This is a genomic window from Acinetobacter sp. ABJ_C4_1 (assembly GCF_044538495.1).
Lineage (GTDB): Bacteria > Pseudomonadota > Gammaproteobacteria > Pseudomonadales > Moraxellaceae > Acinetobacter > Acinetobacter nosocomialis_A.
Window position 1 is genome coordinate 92,319 of sequence record NZ_JBIUCQ010000013.1, and the last position, 21,282, is coordinate 113,600.

Consider the following 21,282-nt stretch of genomic DNA (forward strand, 5'->3'; position numbering starts at 1 on the left):
TTGGACTTTTCAATATTTCGCACCTTTATTCACAAAAAATTTATGTATTTTATGCTGTTTTTTTCACCTTAAACCACGCAGCATACAATGCAGGTAGGAAAAACAATGTCAGCAAGGTCGCTACAATCAGTCCACCCATAATTGCAACAGCCATTGGACCGAAGAAAATACTTCGCGAAAGTGGAATCATGGCTAGCACTGCTGCCAAGGCTGTAAGAATAATTGGACGGAAACGGCGTACCGTTGCATCAATAATCGCTTCCCACGTTGGATGCCCTGCTTGCCGATCTTGTTCGATCTGATCAATCAAAATAAGCGAGTTACGCATAATCATGCCGGACAAGGCAATGGTTCCTAGCATGGCCACAAAACCAAATGGCTTATTGAATAAAAGTAAGAATAGAACTACCCCAATTAAACCTAATGGTGCGGTCAAGAACACAATCGTTGCTCTCGACAAACTCTTCAGCTGAATCATGAGTAATGTCATGACCACTGCCAAGAACAATGGCATACCAGCATTGACCGAACTTTGCCCACGTGCTGACTCTTCTACAGTTCCCCCGACTTCAACGAGGTACCCACTTGGTAACTCAGCGCGTAATTTATCCATTGATTCCGCTAACTCGCCAACAACAGTCGCTGGCTGCAATTTGGTACGAATATCTGCACGCACGGTAATCGTTGGTAAACGGTTACGATGCCAGATCAGGCCATCTTCAAACTTATATTCAATTTTCGCAATCTGGGCTAAAGGTACAGTTGTTCCATTGGCTGTTGGTACCGCTAAACTTGCCAGTGAAGCTACTTCAACACGCTCAGCTTGATCACCACGTAAGCGGATCTCAATCAGTTCACGCTTTTCACGATACTGTTCAATTGCACTACCTGTAATTGAAGCATTCAGGAAATTCGCCAAATCCACACTAGACACACCCATTTGTCGAGCACGGTCTTGATCAATTTGAATTGCAATGATCTTGCTCGGCTCGCCCCAGTCTAAATGCACATTGGTGGTATTCGGGTTTTCACTAATGACCTTAGCAACCTGCTGCGCCTCTTTACGTACCAGATTGAGATCTTCACCTGACACGCGATATTGCAACGGATAACCCACAGGTGGACCATTTTCCAGTAATGACACACGAGTACGAACTTGTGGAAGTAATTGCTTAATTTGGGTTTCTAGCGAGCGACGAATTTCATCACGGTCATCAAGTGAAGTGGCTAAAACCACAAATTGTGCAAAGCTGGCTTGTGGTAATTGTTGGTCTAAAGGTAAATAAAAACGCGGTGAACCTGTACCCACATAGGCCACATAGTTATCAATACCTTTTTGTTTAGACAGGAACTGTTCAACCTTTTTCACCGCTTGTTCTGTAGCGGTTAACGAAGCGCCTTCTTCAAGTTTTAAATCGACTAAAATCTCGGTACGGTTTGAAGGCGGAAAAAACTGCTGAGGAACCATTTTAAACATCAGCACAGAAAGTACGAATATCCCAACCGTTGTCGCAATTACAGTTTTACGATAGGTCACGCAAAACTCGACCATTTTCCTAAAACGTAAATAGAAACTAGATTGATAAGGATCGTAATGGTGGTGGTCCTGTGAAATCTCGATAGTTTGTGGTTGCGGTTTTTTCGTTAATCTTGCCCATAAACGAACATACCAAGGTGCTTGATGCCCAGTCTTGGTAAAATCAGGCAGTAGTTTTTCACCCAAATAAGGCACAAATAAAACTGCGGCAACCCAAGACACCAATAATGCAATAGTCACCACCTGAAAGATCGAACGCGTGTATTCGCCCGTACTAGACTGTGCCGTAGCAATAGGTAAAAAGCCCGCTGCCGTAATGAGTGTCCCTGTCAGCATTGGAAAGGCCGTTGTTTTCCACGCAAATCCGGCGGCCTTAATTCGGCTATAGCCCTGCTCCATCTTAATTGCCATCATCTCGACTGCAATAATCGCGTCGTCGACCAATAGGCCTAAAGCTAAAATCAGAGCGCCTAGAGAAATCTTATGTAGCCCGACATCGAATATATTCATGCCGGCAAAGGTCATTGCTAAAACCAAAGGGATGGAAAAAGCGACCACTAAACCTGTACGGAAACCTAAAGAGAAAAAGCTTACTAACAAAACAATAATGACAGCTTCAGCAAGTACTTTCACAAACTCATGAATACTACGTTGTACTGCTACAGGTTGGTCCGACACCTTCTGTAGTTTCATGCCTAAAGGCAAAGTCTTTTGCAGTTGGGCAAATTCCGTTTCTAGGTTTTTACCCAAGGCAATAATGTCACCGCCTTTACGCATCGATACGGCAAGGCCAATACCATTTTCACCCATGAAACGCATACGAGGCTGAGCTGGTTGACTAAAACCGCGGTAGACATCAGCGACATCACCAAGTTGAATGGTTTTGTTGCCTACCAGTAACGGCGTTTTCTTAATTTCATCAACGCTTTGTAAATGCCCACTTACACGAATTTGAATACGGTCCGTACCGGTTTCAAAGAAACCAGCGCTTGCCATACTATTTTGCTTTTGTAAGGCTTCTTGAATTGCAGAAAGAGGAATACCGAGCTGAACTGCTTTAGTGTTTGAAATCTCAATCCAGATTTTTTGGTCTTGTAAGCCAACCAATTCGACTTTGCTAACATCCTTGACGCGTTGCAACTGTAATTGCAAACGATCGGCATATTCTTTGAGTAGTGCATAGTCAAAGTCCTTGCCTGTCAGTACATAAATATTACCGAAAGTATCACCGAACTCATCATTGAAAAAAGGACCTTGTACACCACTTGGGAGTTCAGTGCGAATATCATTGACCTTTTTACGAACGTTGTACCAAACATCAGGAATCTGTGCCGACTTCAATGAATCCTTGGCAAAGAAAGTGATCATTGACTCACCCGGACGGGAGTAGGCCATAATCTTTTCATACTGCCCTGTCGTCATCAGCTCCTTTTCAATCCGGTCAGTCACCAGCGTTGAAACCTCTTTGGCAGTCGCTCCAGGCCAGTAGGTTTTGACGACCATTACCTTAAAGGTAAAAGGCGGATCTTCACTTTGAGATAGTTTTGAATAAGAGATTGCACCGATAATGCCAAGCAACAGCATGAAATAAAGGATAATGCCTTTATTATTCAGTGCCCATTCCGAGAGATTGAATTTCATGGCTTCGTTGCTCCCTGAATTTTCACCGCACGGTTTTCACGGTCAATCGGGTGAATCTTCTGCTTATCGCGTAGCAAATGAACCCCACCAATCACAACCCAATCATTTGGTGTTAAACCAGTTAACACGGGTACACTATCTCTGCCATATGCCCCAACTGTTACAGGTACTTTACGTAAAGTTTGGTTGGCATTGACTACCCATACATAAGCTTGATTATCTGTAGCTGAAACACTCGAAAGTGGCACACTCATGACATTAGTTTGAGTCGAGCTAAAAAATACGCGTGCACTTTGTCCAAGCTGAATAGCAGATTGGCCTTCTTTGAGAGCTACCTTAACTGTAAAGGTGCGAGACTGATCAGCCGCAGGAGAAACTTCACGTACATATCCGGCAAATTTTTCATTCGGTTTAGACCACAAAGTTATCCATGCCGCTTGGCCAACTTTAATCTCACTAACTGCTTGTTCTGGTACACCGATGACCACCTCACGTTCACCATCAATCGCCAATTGATAAGCCGCTTGTCCTGCTGAAACGACTTGTCCAATTTCAATATTACGCGCTGTAATTACCCCGTTTTTATTAGAAACGAGTTGGTTATAACCAGTTTGGTTTGCAGAAACTTCATAGTTAGAGCGGGCTTGTTGTAACGCTGCTTGCGCCGCGTCGTACTGATTTTTAACCGTATCAAATTGTGAACGGCTTACTGCATTGACAGGTAATAATTGTTGAAAACGTTTAAGTTCATCTGATGCTGTTTTCGCTGCTGCTTGTGCATTCTGTAATTGAGCTTTGGCAGCATTTAATTGTAGCTGTGCATCTGCTACATCGAGTTTTGCTAATACTTGTCCAACTTTAACTCGGTCGCCCACATCGACATAGCGAGCCGTAACTTGTCCACCCACACGAAATGCCAAGGCTGTTTGTTGTCGAGCCTGTACATCTCCTGCATAGCTTTTTAATTCGTTTAGTGTGGTCGAAGGCTGCGTCACCATCACATAGGGTATTTCTTCTGTTTTGGGAGCCTCTTTACTACACCCCATTAATGTGACCGTGCAAACAATCACCATACTCATGATGAGAGGTTTTAACAGATTCATATCTTATCGCTCTTATTCAAACTGGTTTTTTAAGGCACAATATGTTTGCATCATAGTTCGTTTATTTTTTAATTAATATACCCATGGGTACATTAATTAAAGAAAAACTTATAAATATTTATTTTTTTAAACTTTTATTAGAGGGTTTTGTGCAAACAGTTAATCAAAGTGGTCGTCCTAAAGATCTGGAAAAGCGTGCTCGTATCCTACAAGCCGCTAAAGCTATTTTTTTAAAATCTGGCTATCACGGTACCAGCATGAACCAGATTGCACAGGAAGCCGGAGTTACTAAACTCACGGTTTATAACCACTTTCAAGACAAAGCAAACCTGTTTATCTGCGCGATTACAGAAACTTGTGAAGAGACTCTAGGCACTAAACCATTTGAATTAGATGCATCGGCAGATTTTTATCAAACACTCTATACGGTGTGTTCACGTGCCTTACAGATTATTTATTCACCTGAAGCATTAAAGCTTGAACATGTGTTATTTGAGCTCGCAGCAGAAGAAAGCCCTTTAGCTGAACAATTTTTCACGGCATCCCATACTCGACTTCAAAATCTGTTAGTTGCGTTCTTCCAAAAAGCAGCTGAGCTAGGTTTTATTCAGGCCGATGATCCCGTTTATCAAACAGAGCTTCTTTTAACGTTGTTGCTTGGTGTACGTCACCATAAGGTTCTACTTAGAATTATTGCTGTACCCAATGCGCAAGAGTTAGACCATATCATTCAAGATGCAATTCATTTATTCCTGCTCAAATATCGGAATTAAACCAAAGTCCGATTGCCAAAAGTTGCACTGAGTGCATGTCATCTTTTAAGTCACCATAAGCGAATTAAATGTTATTTTTTAAGCAAAAATTCACATTTTCTTACGCTCAAAGCTTGGAATGTTTGTTAATCGCGCTATATTCGATAAGAATAAGAACAGGAGAAAAATAGCATGGTTCAGCAAATCGATGCGCCACTGCGTGAGGATGTCCGCTTACTTGGCAATTTGTTAGGTGAAACCCTAAAACAACATGCAGGACAAGAACTGTTTAATCAGATCGAGCAAATCCGTGCGCTTGCCAAAGGTGCACGTGATGGTCAAGCTGAAGCCGAAAAGCAATTAGAACAATTATTTTTAGAATTGCCCGATGAAGAGCTATTGCCTCTTACCCGCGCTTTTTCTCATTTTTTAAATTTTGCCAATATTGCCGAGCAATACCATGTCGTGCGTAGCCGCAGACAGGCAGAGTTTGATTCGGAGGCTAATTCTCCGAATCCACTTGTTCACCTATTTCAAAAATTTAAAGATAAAAGTATTTCGACAGAAAAACTATTCCAGCAAATTTGTGACCTTAATATTGAACTGGTACTTACGGCGCACCCAACCGAGGTAAGCCGTCGTACCCTCATTCAAAAATATGATGATATCAATGCTTGTCTTTCACAGCTTGATCAGCAAAAACTTACTCCGCGTGAACGACAAAATGCACTTGCCAACTTAAAGCAACAAATCAGTTCGGCATGGCAAACAGATGAAATTCGCCAGCACCGCCCAACCCCTGTTGATGAAGCAAAATGGGGCTTTGCAACCATTGAACAAACACTTTGGAATGCTGTGCCTAAATTTATTCGTGAGTTAAATGAGTTGGTTCAAGATAATTGCCAACAAAACTTACCCCTTAACATTGCGCCGGTACGCTTTGCTTCTTGGATGGGTGGAGACCGTGATGGCAACCCAAATGTTACTCATCAAATTACCCAAGAAGTACTGTGGTTATCTCGCTGGCAAGCTGCTGACCTTTACCTAAGAGATATCGAAAACTTACGTTGGGAACTTTCAATTCAAACGTGTTCCGAAGAAATGATTCAAGCGATTGGTAGCCAACATGCAGAACCTTATCGCGAGTATTTACGTGCAACACGCGAGCGTTTAAAAGCGACTCGTCACTGGTTAGCGCAGCGTCTACAAGGTTTAGAAGCAGATGACAGCAATGTCATTAAAAGTAAAGATGAACTCTTACAGCCTTTATTGCTGTGCTATCGCTCTTTAATTGACAGTAACCTTCCTGAAATTGCGAATGGTCAACTTCTCGACTTTATCTATCGTGTGAACTGTTTTGGTATTGAATTACTTAAACTCGATATTCGCCAAGAATCAGGTCGCCATCGCCAAGCCATTTCAGCCATTACCGAATATTTAGGTTTAGGTAATTTTGAGTCATGGACTGAGCAAGCACGCCAAAACTTCCTCATTCAGGAACTACAAAGCAAACGCCCACTTTTACCAAAATATATTAATGAGCCAGAAGGTAGTTTGATTGGCCACCCAGATGTTCAAGAAGTATTTGCAACTATGCGTACTTTGGCTGACCAACCGCCTGAGTCGTTAGGGGCTTATATTATTTCGATGGCTGAATATCCAAGTGATGTTTTAGCGGTGTTGTTATTGCAAAAAGAAGCAGGTATTCAACATCCTTTACGTGTCGTGCCTCTGTTTGAAACTTTAAAAGATTTAGATGGCGCTGCAACTACCATGAATACGCTGTTCAATATGCACTGGTATAAGCAGCATATTCAAGGCAAACACGAAGTCATGATCGGTTACTCCGACTCAGCAAAAGATGCTGGCTTCATGTCTGCCAACTGGGCGCAATATCGTGCTCAAGAAGAACTGACTGCAATTGCTCGTACACACGGCGTACAGTTGACCCTATTCCACGGTCGTGGCGGCTCAATTAGCCGTGGTGGTGCTCCAACCCAACAGGCACTATTCTCACAGCCACCAGGTTCAATCTCTGGCGCAATTCGTGTGACAGAACAAGGTGAAATGATCCGCTTCAAATTCGGTCTAGAAGGTATTGCGATGCAAAACCTTGAAATCTATACCGCAGCAACACTTGAAGCGACATTGTTGCCACCACCAGAGCCTAAAGCCGAATGGCGTGAACTCATGAACCGTATGACAGATCATTCTGTGAAGGTTTATCGTCAAACAGTGCGTGAAAACCCACATTTTGTGAAGTATTTACGTACCGTCACGCCTGAGCTTGAGTTACAAATGTTGCCTCTAGGCTCGCGTCCAGCAAAACGTAAAGTCAGTGGTGGCATCGAGTCTTTACGTGCCATCCCATGGGTATTCGCATGGACTCAAATCCGTTTGATGTTGCCTGCATGGTTAGGTACAGGTGCTGCCATTAATGAAGTGATTGCCGATCAGCAAAAAGCAACACTTGATGAAATGCTCCAGCAATGGCCTTATTTCCAGACGCTCATTGATATGTTGGAAATGGTATTGTCTAAAGCCGATGCCAACATTGCACTCTATTACGAATCTCATTTAACTGAAGATGAAGATTTAAAAGTACTCGGCAACCAATTACGTCAGCGCCTAAAAGATGCTGTTGAAACGCTACTTAAATTGAAAGATGAATCAAAGCTTCTGAGCAACAACGAGGTTCTTGACCAATCTATGCAAGTGCGTAAACCGTACTTACTTCCTTTGCATCTTTTACAAGCTGAACTCATGAAACGCCGCCGTGATTATCTTGCTGAGCGTCAGGCAGAACATACCCCTGTTGATCATGCACTTATGGTGAGTATTGCGGGTATTGCTGCTGGTTTACGTAATACGGGCTAAGCTGTTTTTACCAATCGTTTGACAAGGCAGTACATCACCGATGTGCTGCTTTTTACTTGCAAAGTTCCCCATTTTTCATAAATTTTCCCCGATTTTATATTTTTTTAAATATTTTTTAAAAATCATAAAATTAAGTTTTATTATAAAAAAATAACTAATTCCTTATATTTAGAATTCTTAAAATTATACCAATCGTTAAAAAATAATTACTTTTCACTCACATACTGCTCACCAGAGATTAAATGCTTTCCAAAGAAAGAGTATCATTGCACCAATTAAAGAATAATGAGCTCATTTTATGTCCAACTGGTTTCCAAAATGGCAGCCTTACCAAGGTGATGTTGACCATCGACCGGTCTCTACCAATGAATATCTCCCCCCAGTTCAAAGTGCCATTTTAGGCATCCAACATGCATTTGCCATGTTTGGAGCCACCGTTTTAGCGCCATTACTTATGGGCTTTAACCCTAACCTCGCTATTTTAATGTCCGGTATCTGTACCATCCTGTTCTTCTTAATTACAGGTGGTCGCGTTCCAAGTTACTTAGGATCGAGTTTTGCCTTTATTGGTGTGGTTGCAGCAGCGACTGGGCATATTACAGGTTCGGGTGCCAATCCAAACCTTTCTATGGCTTTAGGCGGAATCGTAGCATGTGGTGTGTTTTACGCAATTATCGGTTTTATTGTCATGCTTACAGGTACACGCTGGATTGAAAAACTCATGCCGCCTGTAGTGACTGGCGCAATTGTGATGATTATTGGTCTAAACCTTGCACCTGTTACCATTAAAGGCGTTGCAGGCCAACCATTTGAAATGTGGATGGCATTAATTACCGTACTTTGTATGGGCAGTATTGCAGTCTTTACGCGTGGTTTATTACAACGTCTACTTCTGTTGGTTGGTTTGATTTTGGCTTATGCAATTTATGCCATCACGACCAATGGTTTAGGTCTAGGTAAACCAATCGATTTTAGTCAGATCTCACAGGCTGCATGGTTCGGTATCCCAAGCTTTTCACATCCTACTTTTGATACCAAAGCTATGCTAATTATTGCGCCAGTTGCATTAATTTTAGTGGCAGAGAACTTAGGCCATATTAAAGCAGTAGGTGCAATGACTGGCGAAAACCTAACGCCACAATTAGGCAAAGCATTCGTTGCAGATGGTTTAGCAACAACGCTTTCTGGTAGTGTTGGCGCGCCGGGAATGACCACTTATGGTGAAAATATTGGTGTGATGGCAGTCACTCGTGTGTACTCAACCATTGTTTTTGTGATTGCGGGTGTCTTCGCCATTTTCTTAGGTCTATCTCCAAAATTTGGTGCGGTGATTAGTACCATTCCAAGCGCAGTTTTAACAGGTGCATCTATTGTCGTATTTGGTTTAATTACCATTGCCGGTGCAAAAATCTGGATTGAAAACAAAGTTGATTTTTCTAACAATAAAAACCTGATTGTTGCTTCTGTGACGATTATTTTAGGTGCTGGTAACTTTGAATTATTGTTCGGTAATTTCAATTTAGGGGGTATTGGTACAGCAACATTTGCGGCCATTATTCTAAATTGGTTGTTCAGTTTAAAAGATAAAACTTAAATTCAAAAAGGCAGCGTAAGCTGCCTTTTTTCATTCCGATTTAGTATGATGATTTTTTGCGCTTCAATACGTTCCTATCATGCGTTTTGATTTTTTTGATTTACAGCTGGTACTTCATATTGTCTCTACAGGTAGCCTGACTAAAGGTGCGGACCGCTCTGCTATTTCTCTTCAAGCAGCGAGTGAACGTATTAAAAAACTCGAACAGTATTTTGAAACACCTTTATTTATTCGCCAAACCACAGGTGTAGAACTCACCACAGCGGGACATGCTTTTGTAGAACATGCTCGTCAGCTTTTAGCACAAAAAGATCAACTCGAACAAGAAATGCAGCGCTTTAAGTCTTCTACAACACAAGCCTTAACGCTTTGGTGTAACTCTTCTGCTCAAAGCGAATATTTGCCTCCGTTATTACCGCAATATTTAGTGCTTCATCCTGAAATGAATATCGATTTGCACGAAGCAGAAAGTTCGGAAATTGTAGATGCATTAACCCAAGGAATTGCGAGCCTTGGCTTGGTCTCAAGCTTTTTTGATACCCGACATTTGCAAACTAAAGAATTTGCGAGTGATCCTCTAGTTTTGATTTGTCCTGCTACACATGAGTTAACTCAATATCAAAAGCTGAATTTAGTAGACGCTTTAAGCTATGGTTTTATTGGCCTTAAAGCCCACCACTCTTTGCAACAGTCTATTGAAACTCAAGCGAAATTATTAGGCTTTAATATACAGTATCGTTTGCGCTTACCTAACTTTAGTGCAATTGCTGAAGTAGTCGCCAAAGGTGTGGGAATTGCGATTATGCCAGCTCGTGCGGCACAGCGTTTGCAATCAGATTATGATTTTCATTCGATCCAACTTCTAGGTGCATGGGCAAATCGTAAACTCCTTTTAGCCACACAAAACTTCAACCAGCTGCCTAGCAGTTACCAACAGTTTGCAGATTTTTTATTGCAGCATCGTCCTGAAAAAACGGCTTAATGCAAAATCATATAAAGCCCTAACGACACCAACCCTATAAAAAAGATACGTCGAAATAACTGCTCATTGAGTCGATAACGGATTTTTTTACCGATCCACATTCCAATGAGTGCAGCTAACAACGCAGCAAAAGATAAACGATAGTCCAGTGTTACTCCATACATCGGGTTATGGTGTAAAAAAACAGCAAGGCAAATGGTAGAGACTGTAAATGTTAATCCCAAAGCTTGTACCAGCTCATCACGTTTTAAATGCAAAGACTGCAAATATGGCACGATAGGAATAATAATGACGCCTGTGGCTACGGTGATTGCCCCACCAATATATCCAATAATCGGCGATAACCAACGCTCATGTTTCCCTAAGTGTGGAAGCTTTTTGACACACAGCCCATAAAGCCCATATAAGGCCAACATACAGCCCAACAAAATCTCGCTACTGTGCCCATGACTTTGACTTAAAGTGGGTAGAAAGCTCCATATTGAACCAACCACAATGCCTACGAGTAAGGTCCAGAAACGGCGAATAAAAGCCCAAACATGCCCCTCAGCAAAAAGCTGCCAAACATTGGTGACCATTGAAGGAACAATTAAAAGAGATGCAGCCTGAAAAGGGCTCATTGCGATGGTGAGTAAACCCATTGATACTGCGGGCAAACCTAGGCCAATCATGCCTTTGATCATGCCAGCAAAGGCAAACACCATCATAATAATTGCTAAAAAAGTCACTGTTTATCTCCGATTCCCTACATGGTTATGCTACGGAAAAAACAGGTTTTGCCCTATTCTTGTTTTTAGGAGTGGGCCTCAATTAGAAGTTGAGGCCGTTTTGTATTTTTCTTCTAAAACATTACTAAAAATACTTTCAATCATCCAAACTCGGTACAAGCTATTAAACACATAGCTGTGACCATCAATACGTAGTTCTAAAACCGGCAGATCAGGCTGATGCTTGTCTTTGCAAAGTGCATCATTTTGTTCCAAGAGAGAAGGGACATCCTGTTCGGTTAAGTGCTCAATACCGAGTTGCTGTTGTAACTCTTGAAAATGCCTCTGGAAAGATAGGTCTTTTCCTTTCGTCCAAACTGCCTGCAAAATAGTAAAAATTGCATCGAGTTGCTGACTTTCCGGCACACTATAAAAAAGCTTTGCCATCTCAAGCGTACTTTCTTCTGTAGGACGACAAAAAGGTGTAAAAGCCACCTCAGTACGTTTAGAAACACGGGTTGCCAAGCTCCAGTCAAACCAGTCTCTGCCTTGGTAACTAAGCGGATAGACTTTTAACTGAATATCATAATAGTCTGCGAGTTCTTCTTTAATATACGCAAGAAGTAACCAGCTCATTGGATCTTCTAAAGCAATAAATACATCAAGCTCAGGATGAAGAGCCTGAATTTCATTGAGTGCTTCAGCATCATTAATCAAATGTTCACGCCATTCGATATGATTAATTAAAAAAATCGGAATACCTGTCAGTAACTTTTGTTGTTTTAAACGACGGGTTAGACGTAATAAATCATCCACTGCGTGATATTTACGTCCACCAAATTCAAAGTACGCTGCCTGTACAGGCTCATCTGTAAAAATACGTTCTGGGAAGTGCTGTGGCATCTGATGCTTTACCGCCATGGCATGTAAAGTACGTAACTTTCCATATTGCTGTTGCCAAAGCATGTGAAAGATATCTTCAAGTAAATGTAAGAAGTTCTGACCTTGTAATGGGGTTCTTTTTAATATGACAGCGGCTTGTTTTAAAGCTTCTTGGCTTGGGATTTCTGGGAACTCATCAAAAGCAAACCGATGCTGATTTGCTAAAATCTTGGCATCATTTAAACAATAATGCTGCCACTCCTCATGCGTCATACTGTTTGGAGGTTCAGAAGCTGTATGAGAAATAATAATTTTTAAAGGTTTAAGCTCATCACTTAAAATTTCATCTAGCTGAGACAATTGCTGAACAGCCAGATAGCTATACACATCATCAAGTCGTAAATAAATACTTAAACCATTTTCCGTGGGTAACACCGCTTGACGAGAAGGCTTTTGGTAAAACCAGCTCGATCGGATAGGGTCAAACCAACGGCGTAGCAGTGACATGAGTAGTGCCTCTAAAAAATAAATCCTAAGCGAGATCAAAAGTTATTTTGATCATAGAGCAAGGTTAAGCAGTAGTCGAGATAGAAAAATGACTACCTAAGTTCGCGCAGAAAATATGTCATGTTATTTCGCGAGTTTCTGCGTAGGTGAAGATTTTATCACCATTTTATGGCAAACCCATAGAATGATCTGAAAACACCTTTTCCTACAAGCGGATTTTTTTTACCAGATATAAAAAATGCACCCATAACATGATAGCAATTCATCGTGTTAATGGGTGCATGTTTCCTACTCAATTATTAAAATTGAATATTTTATAAAACGCGTACAGCTCCTTTTGCTGCACTTGTGGTATGCATTGCATAAACTTTTAACGCTTTTGATACTTTACGTTTACGTTCTTCTTTTGGATGCCAGCCTTTCGCTTCCTGAACTGTACGGCGGTGCGCCATAGTCGCATCATCAACGTTCAAGTGAATCGTACGGTTCGGAATATCAATTTCAATGGTATCGCCATCTTCAACTAAACCAATTGCACCGCCTTCCGCAGCTTCCGGCGAAACATGTCCAATTGAAAGACCTGATGAACCACCAGAGAAACGACCATCTGTCACCAATGCACAGTCTTTTCCTAAACCTTTCGATTTAAGATAGCTGGTTGGGTAAAGCATTTCTTGCATACCCGGACCACCACGTGGACCTTCGTAACGAATCACAACAACGTCACCAGCTTTAATTTCATGACCCAAAATTGCATCTACAGCGGCATCTTGGCTTTCAAATACGCGTGCTGTACCCGTAAATTTCAGGATCGATTCATCTACACCCGCAGTTTTCACGATACAACCATCAAGCGCGATGTTGCCGTATAGAACTGCTAAACCACCATCTTTAGAGAATGCATGCTCTGCATTACGAATCACGCCTTTTTCACGATCGCCATCTAAAGTTGAATAGTAGCGATTTTGAGAGAAAGCAACTTGAGTTGGTACGCCACCCGGAGATGAACGGTAGAACTCATAAACATCTGCATCTTCAGTACGAATAATATCCCACTTATCCAACGCATCTTTTAAAGTTTTCTCGTGCACTGTCGGTACAGATACATCAAGTAAATTCGCACGATCAAGCTCACCTAAAATAGCCATGATACCGCCGGCACGGTGAACATCTTCCATATGAACGTCTTGTTTCGCAGGCGCTACTTTAGACAGTACAGGAACTCGACGTGATAATTCGTCAATATCGTCCATAGTAAAATCAACTTCAGCTTCACTTGCTGCAGCCAATAAATGTAGAACTGTATTGGTTGAACCACCCATTGCAATATCAAGGGTCATGGCATTTTTAAATGCAGCCTTAGTTGCAATTGAACGAGGCAAAATACTTGCATCTTCTTGTTCATAATAGCGCTTAGCCAATTCAACAATAAGCTGACCTGCTTTTAAGAATAATTTTTTACGGTTTGCATGCGTCGCAACAATCGAACCATTACCCGGTAAAGATAAGCCTAAAGCTTCAGTTAAACAGTTCATTGAGTTTGCAGTAAACATACCAGAACATGAACCACAGGTTGGACATGCTGAACGTTCAAATTCTGCAACTTCTTCGTCTGTATAACTTTCATCAGCCGCAACAACCATGGCATCTACAAGGTCAATCGCTTTTTCATTACCGCGGAATTTGACCTTACCTGCTTCCATTGGGCCGCCAGACACAAAAACTACTGGAATATTTAGGCGCATCGCAGCCATCAACATTCCCGGAGTAATCTTGTCACAGTTAGAAATACACACCATTGCATCAGCGCAATGTGCATTCACCATATATTCAACTGAGTCAGCAATCAAATCACGTGATGGCAAAGAATAAAGCATGCCGTCATGCCCCATCGCGATACCGTCGTCCACTGCAATTGTATTGAACTCTTTAGCAACACCACCTGCTGCCTGAATTTCTGCTGCGACAAGCTGCCCTAGATCTTTTAGATGTACATGGCCTGGAACAAATTGGGTAAATGAGTTGACCACTGCAATAATTGGTTTGCCGAAATCTTCATCTTTCATTCCTGTTGCACGCCATAAGCCACGTGCGCCAGCCATATTTCTTCCGTGTGTCGATGTTTTTGAACGATAGTCAGGCATTTGTATTTCCAACAAGTTGTGCTTGAGTGAAATGACTTCCACTCTGGCTGAATGATACTGATATAGCGTTAGATCAGTCGGAATATTGACTCATCATCATAATTTGATCATTCTCCATTCTATAGAAGCAAATAATATAGGGAAAGCCAAGAACGATAATACTCAGTCAATATTTAGCAAAACTTACATGAATAATTTTTTATTTTTTCATAACCTTTTTTTATCAATAAAATTTTTTCAATAATTTTTTGTTCACTATTTAAAAACTAAAACGCTCAATCGCCATGAGTTTAGGGCTTCAATCGTTTTTCACGTATACTACGTATAAACTCTTTTTGGATTGCATTTGTGAAAATTATTTTTGCTGGCACCCCCGAATTTGCTGCAACAGCATTGGCGGCTTTATTAAAAACTTCCCATGAAATTATCGCGGTTTATACTCAACCAGACCGTAAAGCAGGTCGTGGACAAAAACTAACGCCATCCCCTGTGAAACAGCTTGCACTTGAACACAATATTCCTGTTTATCAACCACTCCACTTCAAAGCTTCTACCGAAGAAGGCTTGGCTGCTCAACAAGAATTGGCTGCTTTAGGTGCCGATGTGATGGTCGTTGCAGCCTATGGTTTGATTCTTCCACAAGCTGTACTCGATACACCTAAATATGGCTGTTTAAATATTCACGGCTCATTATTACCACGCTGGCGTGGTGCAGCGCCCATTCAACGCGCGATTGCAACAGGTGATGAAGAAACTGGTATCACCATCATGCAAATGGCTGCCGGTTTAGATACAGGCGATATGATGTATAAAACCTATTGCCCAATCACTGCCGAAGATACTTCTGCGACTTTGCATGACAAACTTGCAGATCAAGGTGCAACAGCAATTTGTGCAGTACTTGAGTCAGAAGAAACACTACAAAAATATTTGGCAGAACGCGAAGTTCAAGACGAAAGCTTAACGGTCTATGCTCATAAACTCGTAAAGTCAGAAGCTCGTATTGATTGGTCAATTGATGCTGTTCAAATTGACCGAAATATCCGTGCATTTAACCCTTGGCCAGTCGCTTTTGTTCAACTTGATGAAAATAATGCACTGCGTGTTTGGAACTCTTTAGTTTCTAGTCAAAGCAAAGCAGATGCCCAAGCTGGTGAAATTATTGCAATTGATAAACAAGGCGTGCATGTTGCTTGCGGTGAAAATACATTTGTTTGTTTGACGAGTGTGCAATGGCCGGGTGGTAAAGCATTAAATGCTCAGCAAATTGCACAAACTCAAAAACTTCACGTAGGACAGATTCTGCCATGAGTCAGGTTAATTCAAATTCATCACGTTTTAACCTACGTGCTCAAGTCGTCCAGACGTTATTAAAAGTCCAGCAAGGGCAATCACTTGCTAGTATTTTAAATACGCAGCTGAATCAAGTTGCAGAACGTGATCGCGCACTATTTCATGAACTTGTTCTAGGTACGCTACGCCAATGGTTTGCACTTAAATCAATTAGCTTACCTCTGCTCAGCAAACCTTTAAACAATGAGACAGTAGAAACCTGCCTATACGTTGGTCTTTATCAAGTTTTATGTACGCGTATTGCAGCGCACGCTGCCATCTCAGAAACAGTAGATGCGACTAAACAACTTGGGTTCCCTGCACTCAGCGGCATTGTAAATGCTATTTTGCGCCGAGCTACTCGTGAGACTGATGATTTTCAGCAAGGTTTACAGCAAGCGCATGGCTTACCAAGTTGGCTCTTTAAGCGACTAAAAAAAGATTGGGGAGAACAAACCGAAGCGCTCTGCCAATCATTAAAACAAGTTGCACCTTTAACCTTACGAGTGAACCAGCGTCACATTGGTCGAGATGCTTATTTAGCAAAACTACAAAGTCTAGATATTCAGGCACGTGCATGTGCTCTGTCTGAAGCAGGTATTGTTCTTGAGCAATCTGTACAAATCACTCAGTTACCTGGTTTTGAACAGGGCTGGTTCTCTGTACAAGATGAACATGCGCAGTTATGTGCAACCCTATTGCCTGATTTAAACAATAAAACAGTGATTGATGCTTGTGCTGCTCCAGGTGGTAAAACAGCTCACTTACTGGAAAAATTTAAACCAGCACAGTTAATCGCTATTGATCAGGATCCAAGTCGTTTAGTCCGTGTGACTGAAAACTTAAACCGACTACAGCTAGATCAAAGCCACACTGAAATTCTGGCTGCCGATGCAACCGAGTGGACTCCGGCTGAACCCGTAGATTGTATCGTGCTTGATGCACCATGCTCTGCGACAGGTGTAATTCGTCGCCATCCAGACATACGTCTATTGCGTCAATCTACCGATATAGCGCAAACCATTGAGCTACAAAAACAGATTTTGGAACATATGTGGCAACAACTCAAAGTTGGCGGCACATTGCTCTACATCACCTGTTCAATTTTAAAAGCTGAAAATGAGCAACAGATGATTGATTTCTTTGCAGAACATACCGATGCAAAAGAAGTGAAAATCGAAGCAGCTTGGGGAATTGAACAAATCCATGGCAGACAATTATTGCCACAAGCACAATCTGGTGATGGATTTTATTATTGTAGAATCCAAAAAATTGCATAAAAAAAGCAGGCGTTATGCCTGCTTTTTTACTAGATCAGTATCTTAAAGTGTATGCTGATCTTTTACTTCATCTAAAACTTCATCTAACTCTTCAGGATGCTTAGATAAATGTAAGATGGATAAAGCCAGTCCACCCCATACAAACACCATCGAAATTATTAACATCACGATTGCCGAAGTATTCATTATTTTATCCTCCTAGCGATCTTTCATTTTACTTAACACGATAGCTACGACTGCACAGAAAATCACACTGCCCCAGCCGAATACACCTTGTAAGCTCATACTATAAGTATCATAGCCATTTTTGATCAAATTAAAAACAGTCATAGAAAGTGTTGTTAACAAGATTAAAGAAGTGATGACTGTTAAAGTGAAATCCCAGCCTTTACCCAATTGAATGGTTGAAATGCGGTTTACATGGTCACGAAGCTCTTTAAGTGCTGAACGTTTAAACCAAGCTACACTAATAATCGATAATAATGCGCCACCAATAATCCCAATGTTATTAATAAAGTGATCGACAATATCAACAAGCTTAATTGCATTTACACTTGAGAATAAAATAATTGATACAAGCGCACTACCGCCACCAATAATGGTTACAGCTTTCTTGCGTCCCCACTTCAACTTATCTTGCATTGCAGCAATCGGCACTTCCAAAATACTCACCATTGAAGAAATACCAGCTACGAATAATGAAGAGAAGAACAAAAGACCGAATAGATCAGCACCAGAACCTAAACTTGAAATAATTTTAGGAAATGCAATAAATGCGAGTCCAATACCACCACTCACCACATCTTTAACTTCAGTACCAGCAGCATGTGCCATAAAGCCAAGCGCTGCAAAGATACCAATACCCGCTAAAATCTCTGTCGATGCATTTGCAAAACCGACAATAAGGCCTGAGCCAGTTAAATTGGTTTTTGGTTTTAAGTAGGATGCATAGGTCACCATGATCCCGAAACCAACGGAGAGTGAAAAGAAAGTATGACCATAAGCTGCTAACCAAACTTTATAATCCATCATGGCAGACCAGTTCGGTGTAAAGAAAGCATTTAAGCCTTGTACCGCGCCCGGTAAACGCAATGACTGAATCACTAAAATGGTAAATAAAACAAACAATAAAGGCATGAAAATCTTATTAGATAATTCAACACCCTTTTTCACTCCACCATATAAAATGATTAAAGTCAGCGCCCAAATTCCAACAATCGGCCAGAATAAATGACTTACAAACTGCAAATCAAAGCCAGTTGCTTTTGAAGTTTGTAAATAAGTATTAAAGAAGAAGCCTTCTGGGTCACTGCCCCACATCTGACCAATAGAGAAATAAATGTAACTACCAGCCCAAGTCAGTACACTTGCGTAGTACAAACCGATGATGATACAGACACAAACCTGCCACCATCCTAATGTTTCTCCTCCTTTAAACAAAGCTCGATACGCTTTAGGAGGTGACCCATTACTACGATGGCCTACCGCATAATCTAAAAATAGTAATGGTAAACCTGCTGTAATGAGTGCAAGTAAATAAGGAATAAGAAACGCACCACCACCATTTTCATAAGCAACGTAGGGGAAACGCCAAATATTACCTAAGCCGACAGCCGAACCAACGGCTGCGATAATAAAACCAGATCGTGACGTCCAGTTTTCACGAGAATCTGTCATAGAACACCTAATTTTAAAAAGATTACTTATTTTTACTGCTTTTGTTGATTGTTATTCCGCACGCAAAAAAAGAACCAAAGAATACTTTTGTGTTTGATAGAGAATAAAAGGCACCTTTTGAGTATTTTTATTTTCATGTCAAACAAGCAAAAATAGAAAATTCTTCCTTAAAGATTTTTGTCCATTTTTTGCTCCTATATAGCTGAACAATACCTGTTTTTATTTATTTTTACTGTAATTTCCGTCTGAAATTTTACGTTTTTTAGAGATTTTTATTCAGATTGGTTATTTTTTAGCTAATATTCGTATTTTAAAACATATTATTAGAGATGATAAGCAATGATATTTTCTGCCATTTAAATTATTTTCTATTTTATAAAGTAGATATATCAACTATTTTTTAGATGATTGAAGCCATAAAATCTTATTGTCATATTACACAAAATTTATACTAAAACTTCCCCCCATAAGATATTCCTTAATTCTATATTTTTAAATTAAAATCAAAAAGATAGATTAATATTAATAATTAACGCTCTAAAAGTTTTATATTCGCCATTTTTCATCAATGCATAACTACACAGATATCTATATCATGCGTTCAAAGATTTCTTTTATTAGGATATGATGATGAAGATATTAAAAATGTCTTTTTTGGCACTCGGGATGGGTCTTAGCGGATTCGCACAAGCTGATTTTATAGGAGTTAAAGGAGAGGTTGGTTATTGGTTTTACGATGGTAAAGCAAACATGTCTTCACAACTACCAGATGATCAAGATTTAGATCGAAAAGGCAGTGCACAGCTTTCATTAGCTTTTGAGCATCCCATTCCATTTATTCCAAATGCAAAAATTCGCTATGTAAATCTAGATACGCAAACTAAGTCAGAAACCTTAGGCCAAGCTAACTATAAAATTAATTTAGATCATAGCGATTTTATTCTTTACTACGAATTATTAGATAATATTGTGAGTGTAGATGCAGGGCTTGGTGCAACTGTATTAAATGGTGATATCACTGCCTATACTGGTAAACGTGTGGATATTGATAAAACATATCCTATTGCTTATTTGTCAGGCGAAGTAAAACTTCCATTCACAGGTTTAAGTGCTAAAGGCGAAGCAACCTATACAAACTTTAATGATGCAAAAATCACAGATGCATTAGCAGAGGTAAAGTATAAATTCGTTGATAATTTGGCAGTTGATTTAGGTTTGAAAGCTGGCTACCGCGTACTCAATATCAATTTAGATGATTACGATAATAATGACCTAAAATTTGAGTTTAAAGGTCCTTATGTTGGTTTAGAAGCACATTTTTAAATCAGACGTTCAGATATAAAAAAGAACTCTATATGAGTTCTTTTTTTATTTAAATCATATCTACATAACCTAAATATTCTCGAATTCTTTGACACCATGCTCGAATATTTGGATATAACTTTAAATCAAAGCCGCCTTCCTCAGCGACATGCGTATATGCATATAAGGCGATATCCGCAATGGTCAATTCATTTCCAACGAGATAATCATACTCTACTAAAGCTTTATCCATAATAGATAGCGCTTTATGACCTTTTGGCTGTAAATTATGATATTCCTCTATTCTTTCTGCTGGTAACCCTAAATATTTATTAATAAAACGAGCAACTGCAATAAATGGTTCATGACTATACTGCTCAAAGAACATCCACTGATACATTTTTGCTTTAATAAAAGGATCTGTAGGAATAAATTTTGTTCCTTCAGCTACATAACCTAAAATAGCATTGGATTCACTCAAAACACGACCATCATCCAGCACTAATACAGGTATTTTTCCATTGGGATTTAACGACAAAAAATCATCTGTTTGAGCTTCTTTGTTTAAAATATCAACATGGATCCATGTATGATTAATTTTTAATAAGGAAAGTAATAATTTAATCTTATAACAATTACCCGAACTTACATCACCATAAATTATCATCGATCCACTTCCCTTATTATGGATACTTAAAAGATTAATTTTCTTGTTACTTATAACAGAACTCTTTCTTAGAATTAATATATATCGGCTTTTATTGTCTACATTCAGATGTTTTATATTTATTCCGTGCATAAAGCAACACCCCAATCTCTTTTGAGATTGGGGTGTTTAGAATAATGAGCTGGCGATGACTTACTCTCACATGGGTAACCCCACACTACCATCAGCGCTAAGAGGTTTCACTTCTGAGTTCGGGAAGGGATCAGGTGGTTCACTCTTGCTATGGTCGCCAGCACAA

15 protein-coding genes and 1 rRNA gene are annotated in these 21,282 nt (G+C 40.3%); 7 read left to right on the top strand and 9 right to left on the bottom strand.

What is annotated here, in order from left to right:
- Positions 1–49: 49 nt before the first annotated feature.
- Together ACIF8R_RS14785 and ACIF8R_RS14790 are read right to left on the bottom strand one after the other, a co-directional pair.
- Positions 50–3,178: an efflux RND transporter permease subunit gene (locus ACIF8R_RS14785; RefSeq protein ID WP_396481588.1), complete on the bottom strand. Its 3,129-nt coding sequence runs from the start codon at positions 3,176–3,178 to the stop codon at positions 50–52.
- Positions 3,175–4,281 (bottom strand): efflux RND transporter periplasmic adaptor subunit, encoded by a 1,107-nt coding sequence (locus ACIF8R_RS14790; protein ID WP_396481590.1) that lies wholly within the window; start codon positions 4,279–4,281, stop codon positions 3,175–3,177. Before ACIF8R_RS14790 ends, ACIF8R_RS14785 begins: the two co-directional genes overlap by 4 nt.
- Positions 4,282–4,430: 149 nt before the next feature.
- Between ACIF8R_RS14790 and ACIF8R_RS14795 the strand changes: the two genes are divergently transcribed.
- The 4 genes from ACIF8R_RS14795 (at position 4,431) to ACIF8R_RS14810 (ending at position 10,486) form a co-directional block, all read left to right on the top strand.
- Entirely contained in the window at positions 4,431–5,054 is a 624-nt protein-coding gene (locus ACIF8R_RS14795; protein ID WP_031965435.1) for a TetR/AcrR family transcriptional regulator, read from the top strand.
- A 171-nt stretch (positions 5,055–5,225) separates the two neighbouring features.
- Complete coding sequence (gene ppc / locus ACIF8R_RS14800; protein WP_396481592.1) at positions 5,226–7,910, top strand: phosphoenolpyruvate carboxylase; 2,685 nt, start codon at positions 5,226–5,228, stop codon at positions 7,908–7,910.
- A gap of 298 nt (positions 7,911–8,208) precedes the next feature.
- Complete coding sequence (locus ACIF8R_RS14805) at positions 8,209–9,504, top strand: solute carrier family 23 protein (RefSeq protein ID WP_396481594.1); 1,296 nt, start codon at positions 8,209–8,211, stop codon at positions 9,502–9,504.
- Positions 9,505–9,583: 79 nt separating this feature from the next.
- Positions 9,584–10,486: a LysR family transcriptional regulator gene (locus ACIF8R_RS14810; protein WP_396481596.1), complete on the top strand. Its 903-nt coding sequence runs from the start codon at positions 9,584–9,586 to the stop codon at positions 10,484–10,486.
- On the opposite strand, the gene ACIF8R_RS14815 is transcribed toward ACIF8R_RS14810, so the two are convergent.
- The 3 genes from ACIF8R_RS14815 to ilvD all read right to left on the bottom strand — a co-directional run bounded on the left by ACIF8R_RS14815 (position 10,483) and on the right by ilvD (position 14,726).
- Positions 10,483–11,214 (bottom strand): sulfite exporter TauE/SafE family protein, encoded by a 732-nt coding sequence (locus ACIF8R_RS14815; protein WP_396481598.1) that lies wholly within the window; start codon positions 11,212–11,214, stop codon positions 10,483–10,485. The two genes, ACIF8R_RS14810 and ACIF8R_RS14815, sit on opposite strands and share 4 nt — an antisense overlap.
- 78 nt (positions 11,215–11,292) lie before the next feature.
- On the bottom strand, positions 11,293–12,582 hold the full coding sequence (locus tag ACIF8R_RS14820) for a hypothetical protein (protein WP_396481600.1): 1,290 nt from the start codon (positions 12,580–12,582) through the stop codon (positions 11,293–11,295).
- Positions 12,583–12,896: 314 nt separating this feature from the next.
- A complete protein-coding gene (gene ilvD / locus ACIF8R_RS14825; RefSeq protein ID WP_019458622.1) occupies positions 12,897–14,726 on the bottom strand; it encodes a dihydroxy-acid dehydratase in 1,830 nt (609 codons plus the stop codon).
- Between the two features lie 348 nt (positions 14,727–15,074).
- On the opposite strand from ilvD, the gene fmt reads away from it, so the two are divergent.
- Both fmt and rsmB read left to right on the top strand, forming a co-directional pair.
- Positions 15,075–16,037: a methionyl-tRNA formyltransferase gene (gene fmt / locus ACIF8R_RS14830; protein WP_396481601.1), complete on the top strand. Its 963-nt coding sequence runs from the start codon at positions 15,075–15,077 to the stop codon at positions 16,035–16,037.
- Positions 16,034–17,338, top strand: coding sequence for a 16S rRNA (cytosine(967)-C(5))-methyltransferase RsmB (rsmB, locus tag ACIF8R_RS14835; protein ID WP_396481603.1), 1,305 nt, complete (start codon positions 16,034–16,036; stop codon positions 17,336–17,338). The genes fmt and rsmB overlap by 4 nt, the downstream gene beginning before the upstream one ends.
- Before the next feature lie 42 nt (positions 17,339–17,380).
- Here the strand turns inward: rsmB and ACIF8R_RS14840 are convergent, their stop codons facing one another.
- A complete protein-coding gene (locus tag ACIF8R_RS14840) occupies positions 17,381–17,524 on the bottom strand; it encodes a methionine/alanine import family NSS transporter small subunit (RefSeq protein ID WP_396481605.1) in 144 nt (47 codons plus the stop codon).
- Positions 17,525–17,536: 12 nt separating this feature from the next.
- On the bottom strand, positions 17,537–19,015 hold the full coding sequence (locus tag ACIF8R_RS14845; protein WP_311070136.1) for a sodium-dependent transporter: 1,479 nt from the start codon (positions 19,013–19,015) through the stop codon (positions 17,537–17,539).
- Between the two features lie 630 nt (positions 19,016–19,645).
- Here ACIF8R_RS14845 and ACIF8R_RS14850 point away from each other — a divergent pair.
- Positions 19,646–20,338 carry a TIGR04219 family outer membrane beta-barrel protein gene (locus ACIF8R_RS14850; protein ID WP_396481607.1) on the top strand — a complete coding sequence of 231 codons (693 nt, stop codon included), beginning with the start codon at positions 19,646–19,648 and terminating at the stop codon, positions 20,336–20,338.
- Positions 20,339–20,387: 49 nt separating this feature from the next.
- Here the strand turns inward: ACIF8R_RS14850 and ACIF8R_RS14855 are convergent, their stop codons facing one another.
- Positions 20,388–20,984, bottom strand: coding sequence for a glutathione S-transferase family protein (locus tag ACIF8R_RS14855; protein WP_396481613.1), 597 nt, complete (start codon positions 20,982–20,984; stop codon positions 20,388–20,390).
- 179 nt (positions 20,985–21,163) lie between these two features.
- Positions 21,164–21,278 (bottom strand): 5S ribosomal RNA (gene rrf / locus ACIF8R_RS14860).
- Between the last annotated feature and the right edge of the window lie 4 nt (positions 21,279–21,282).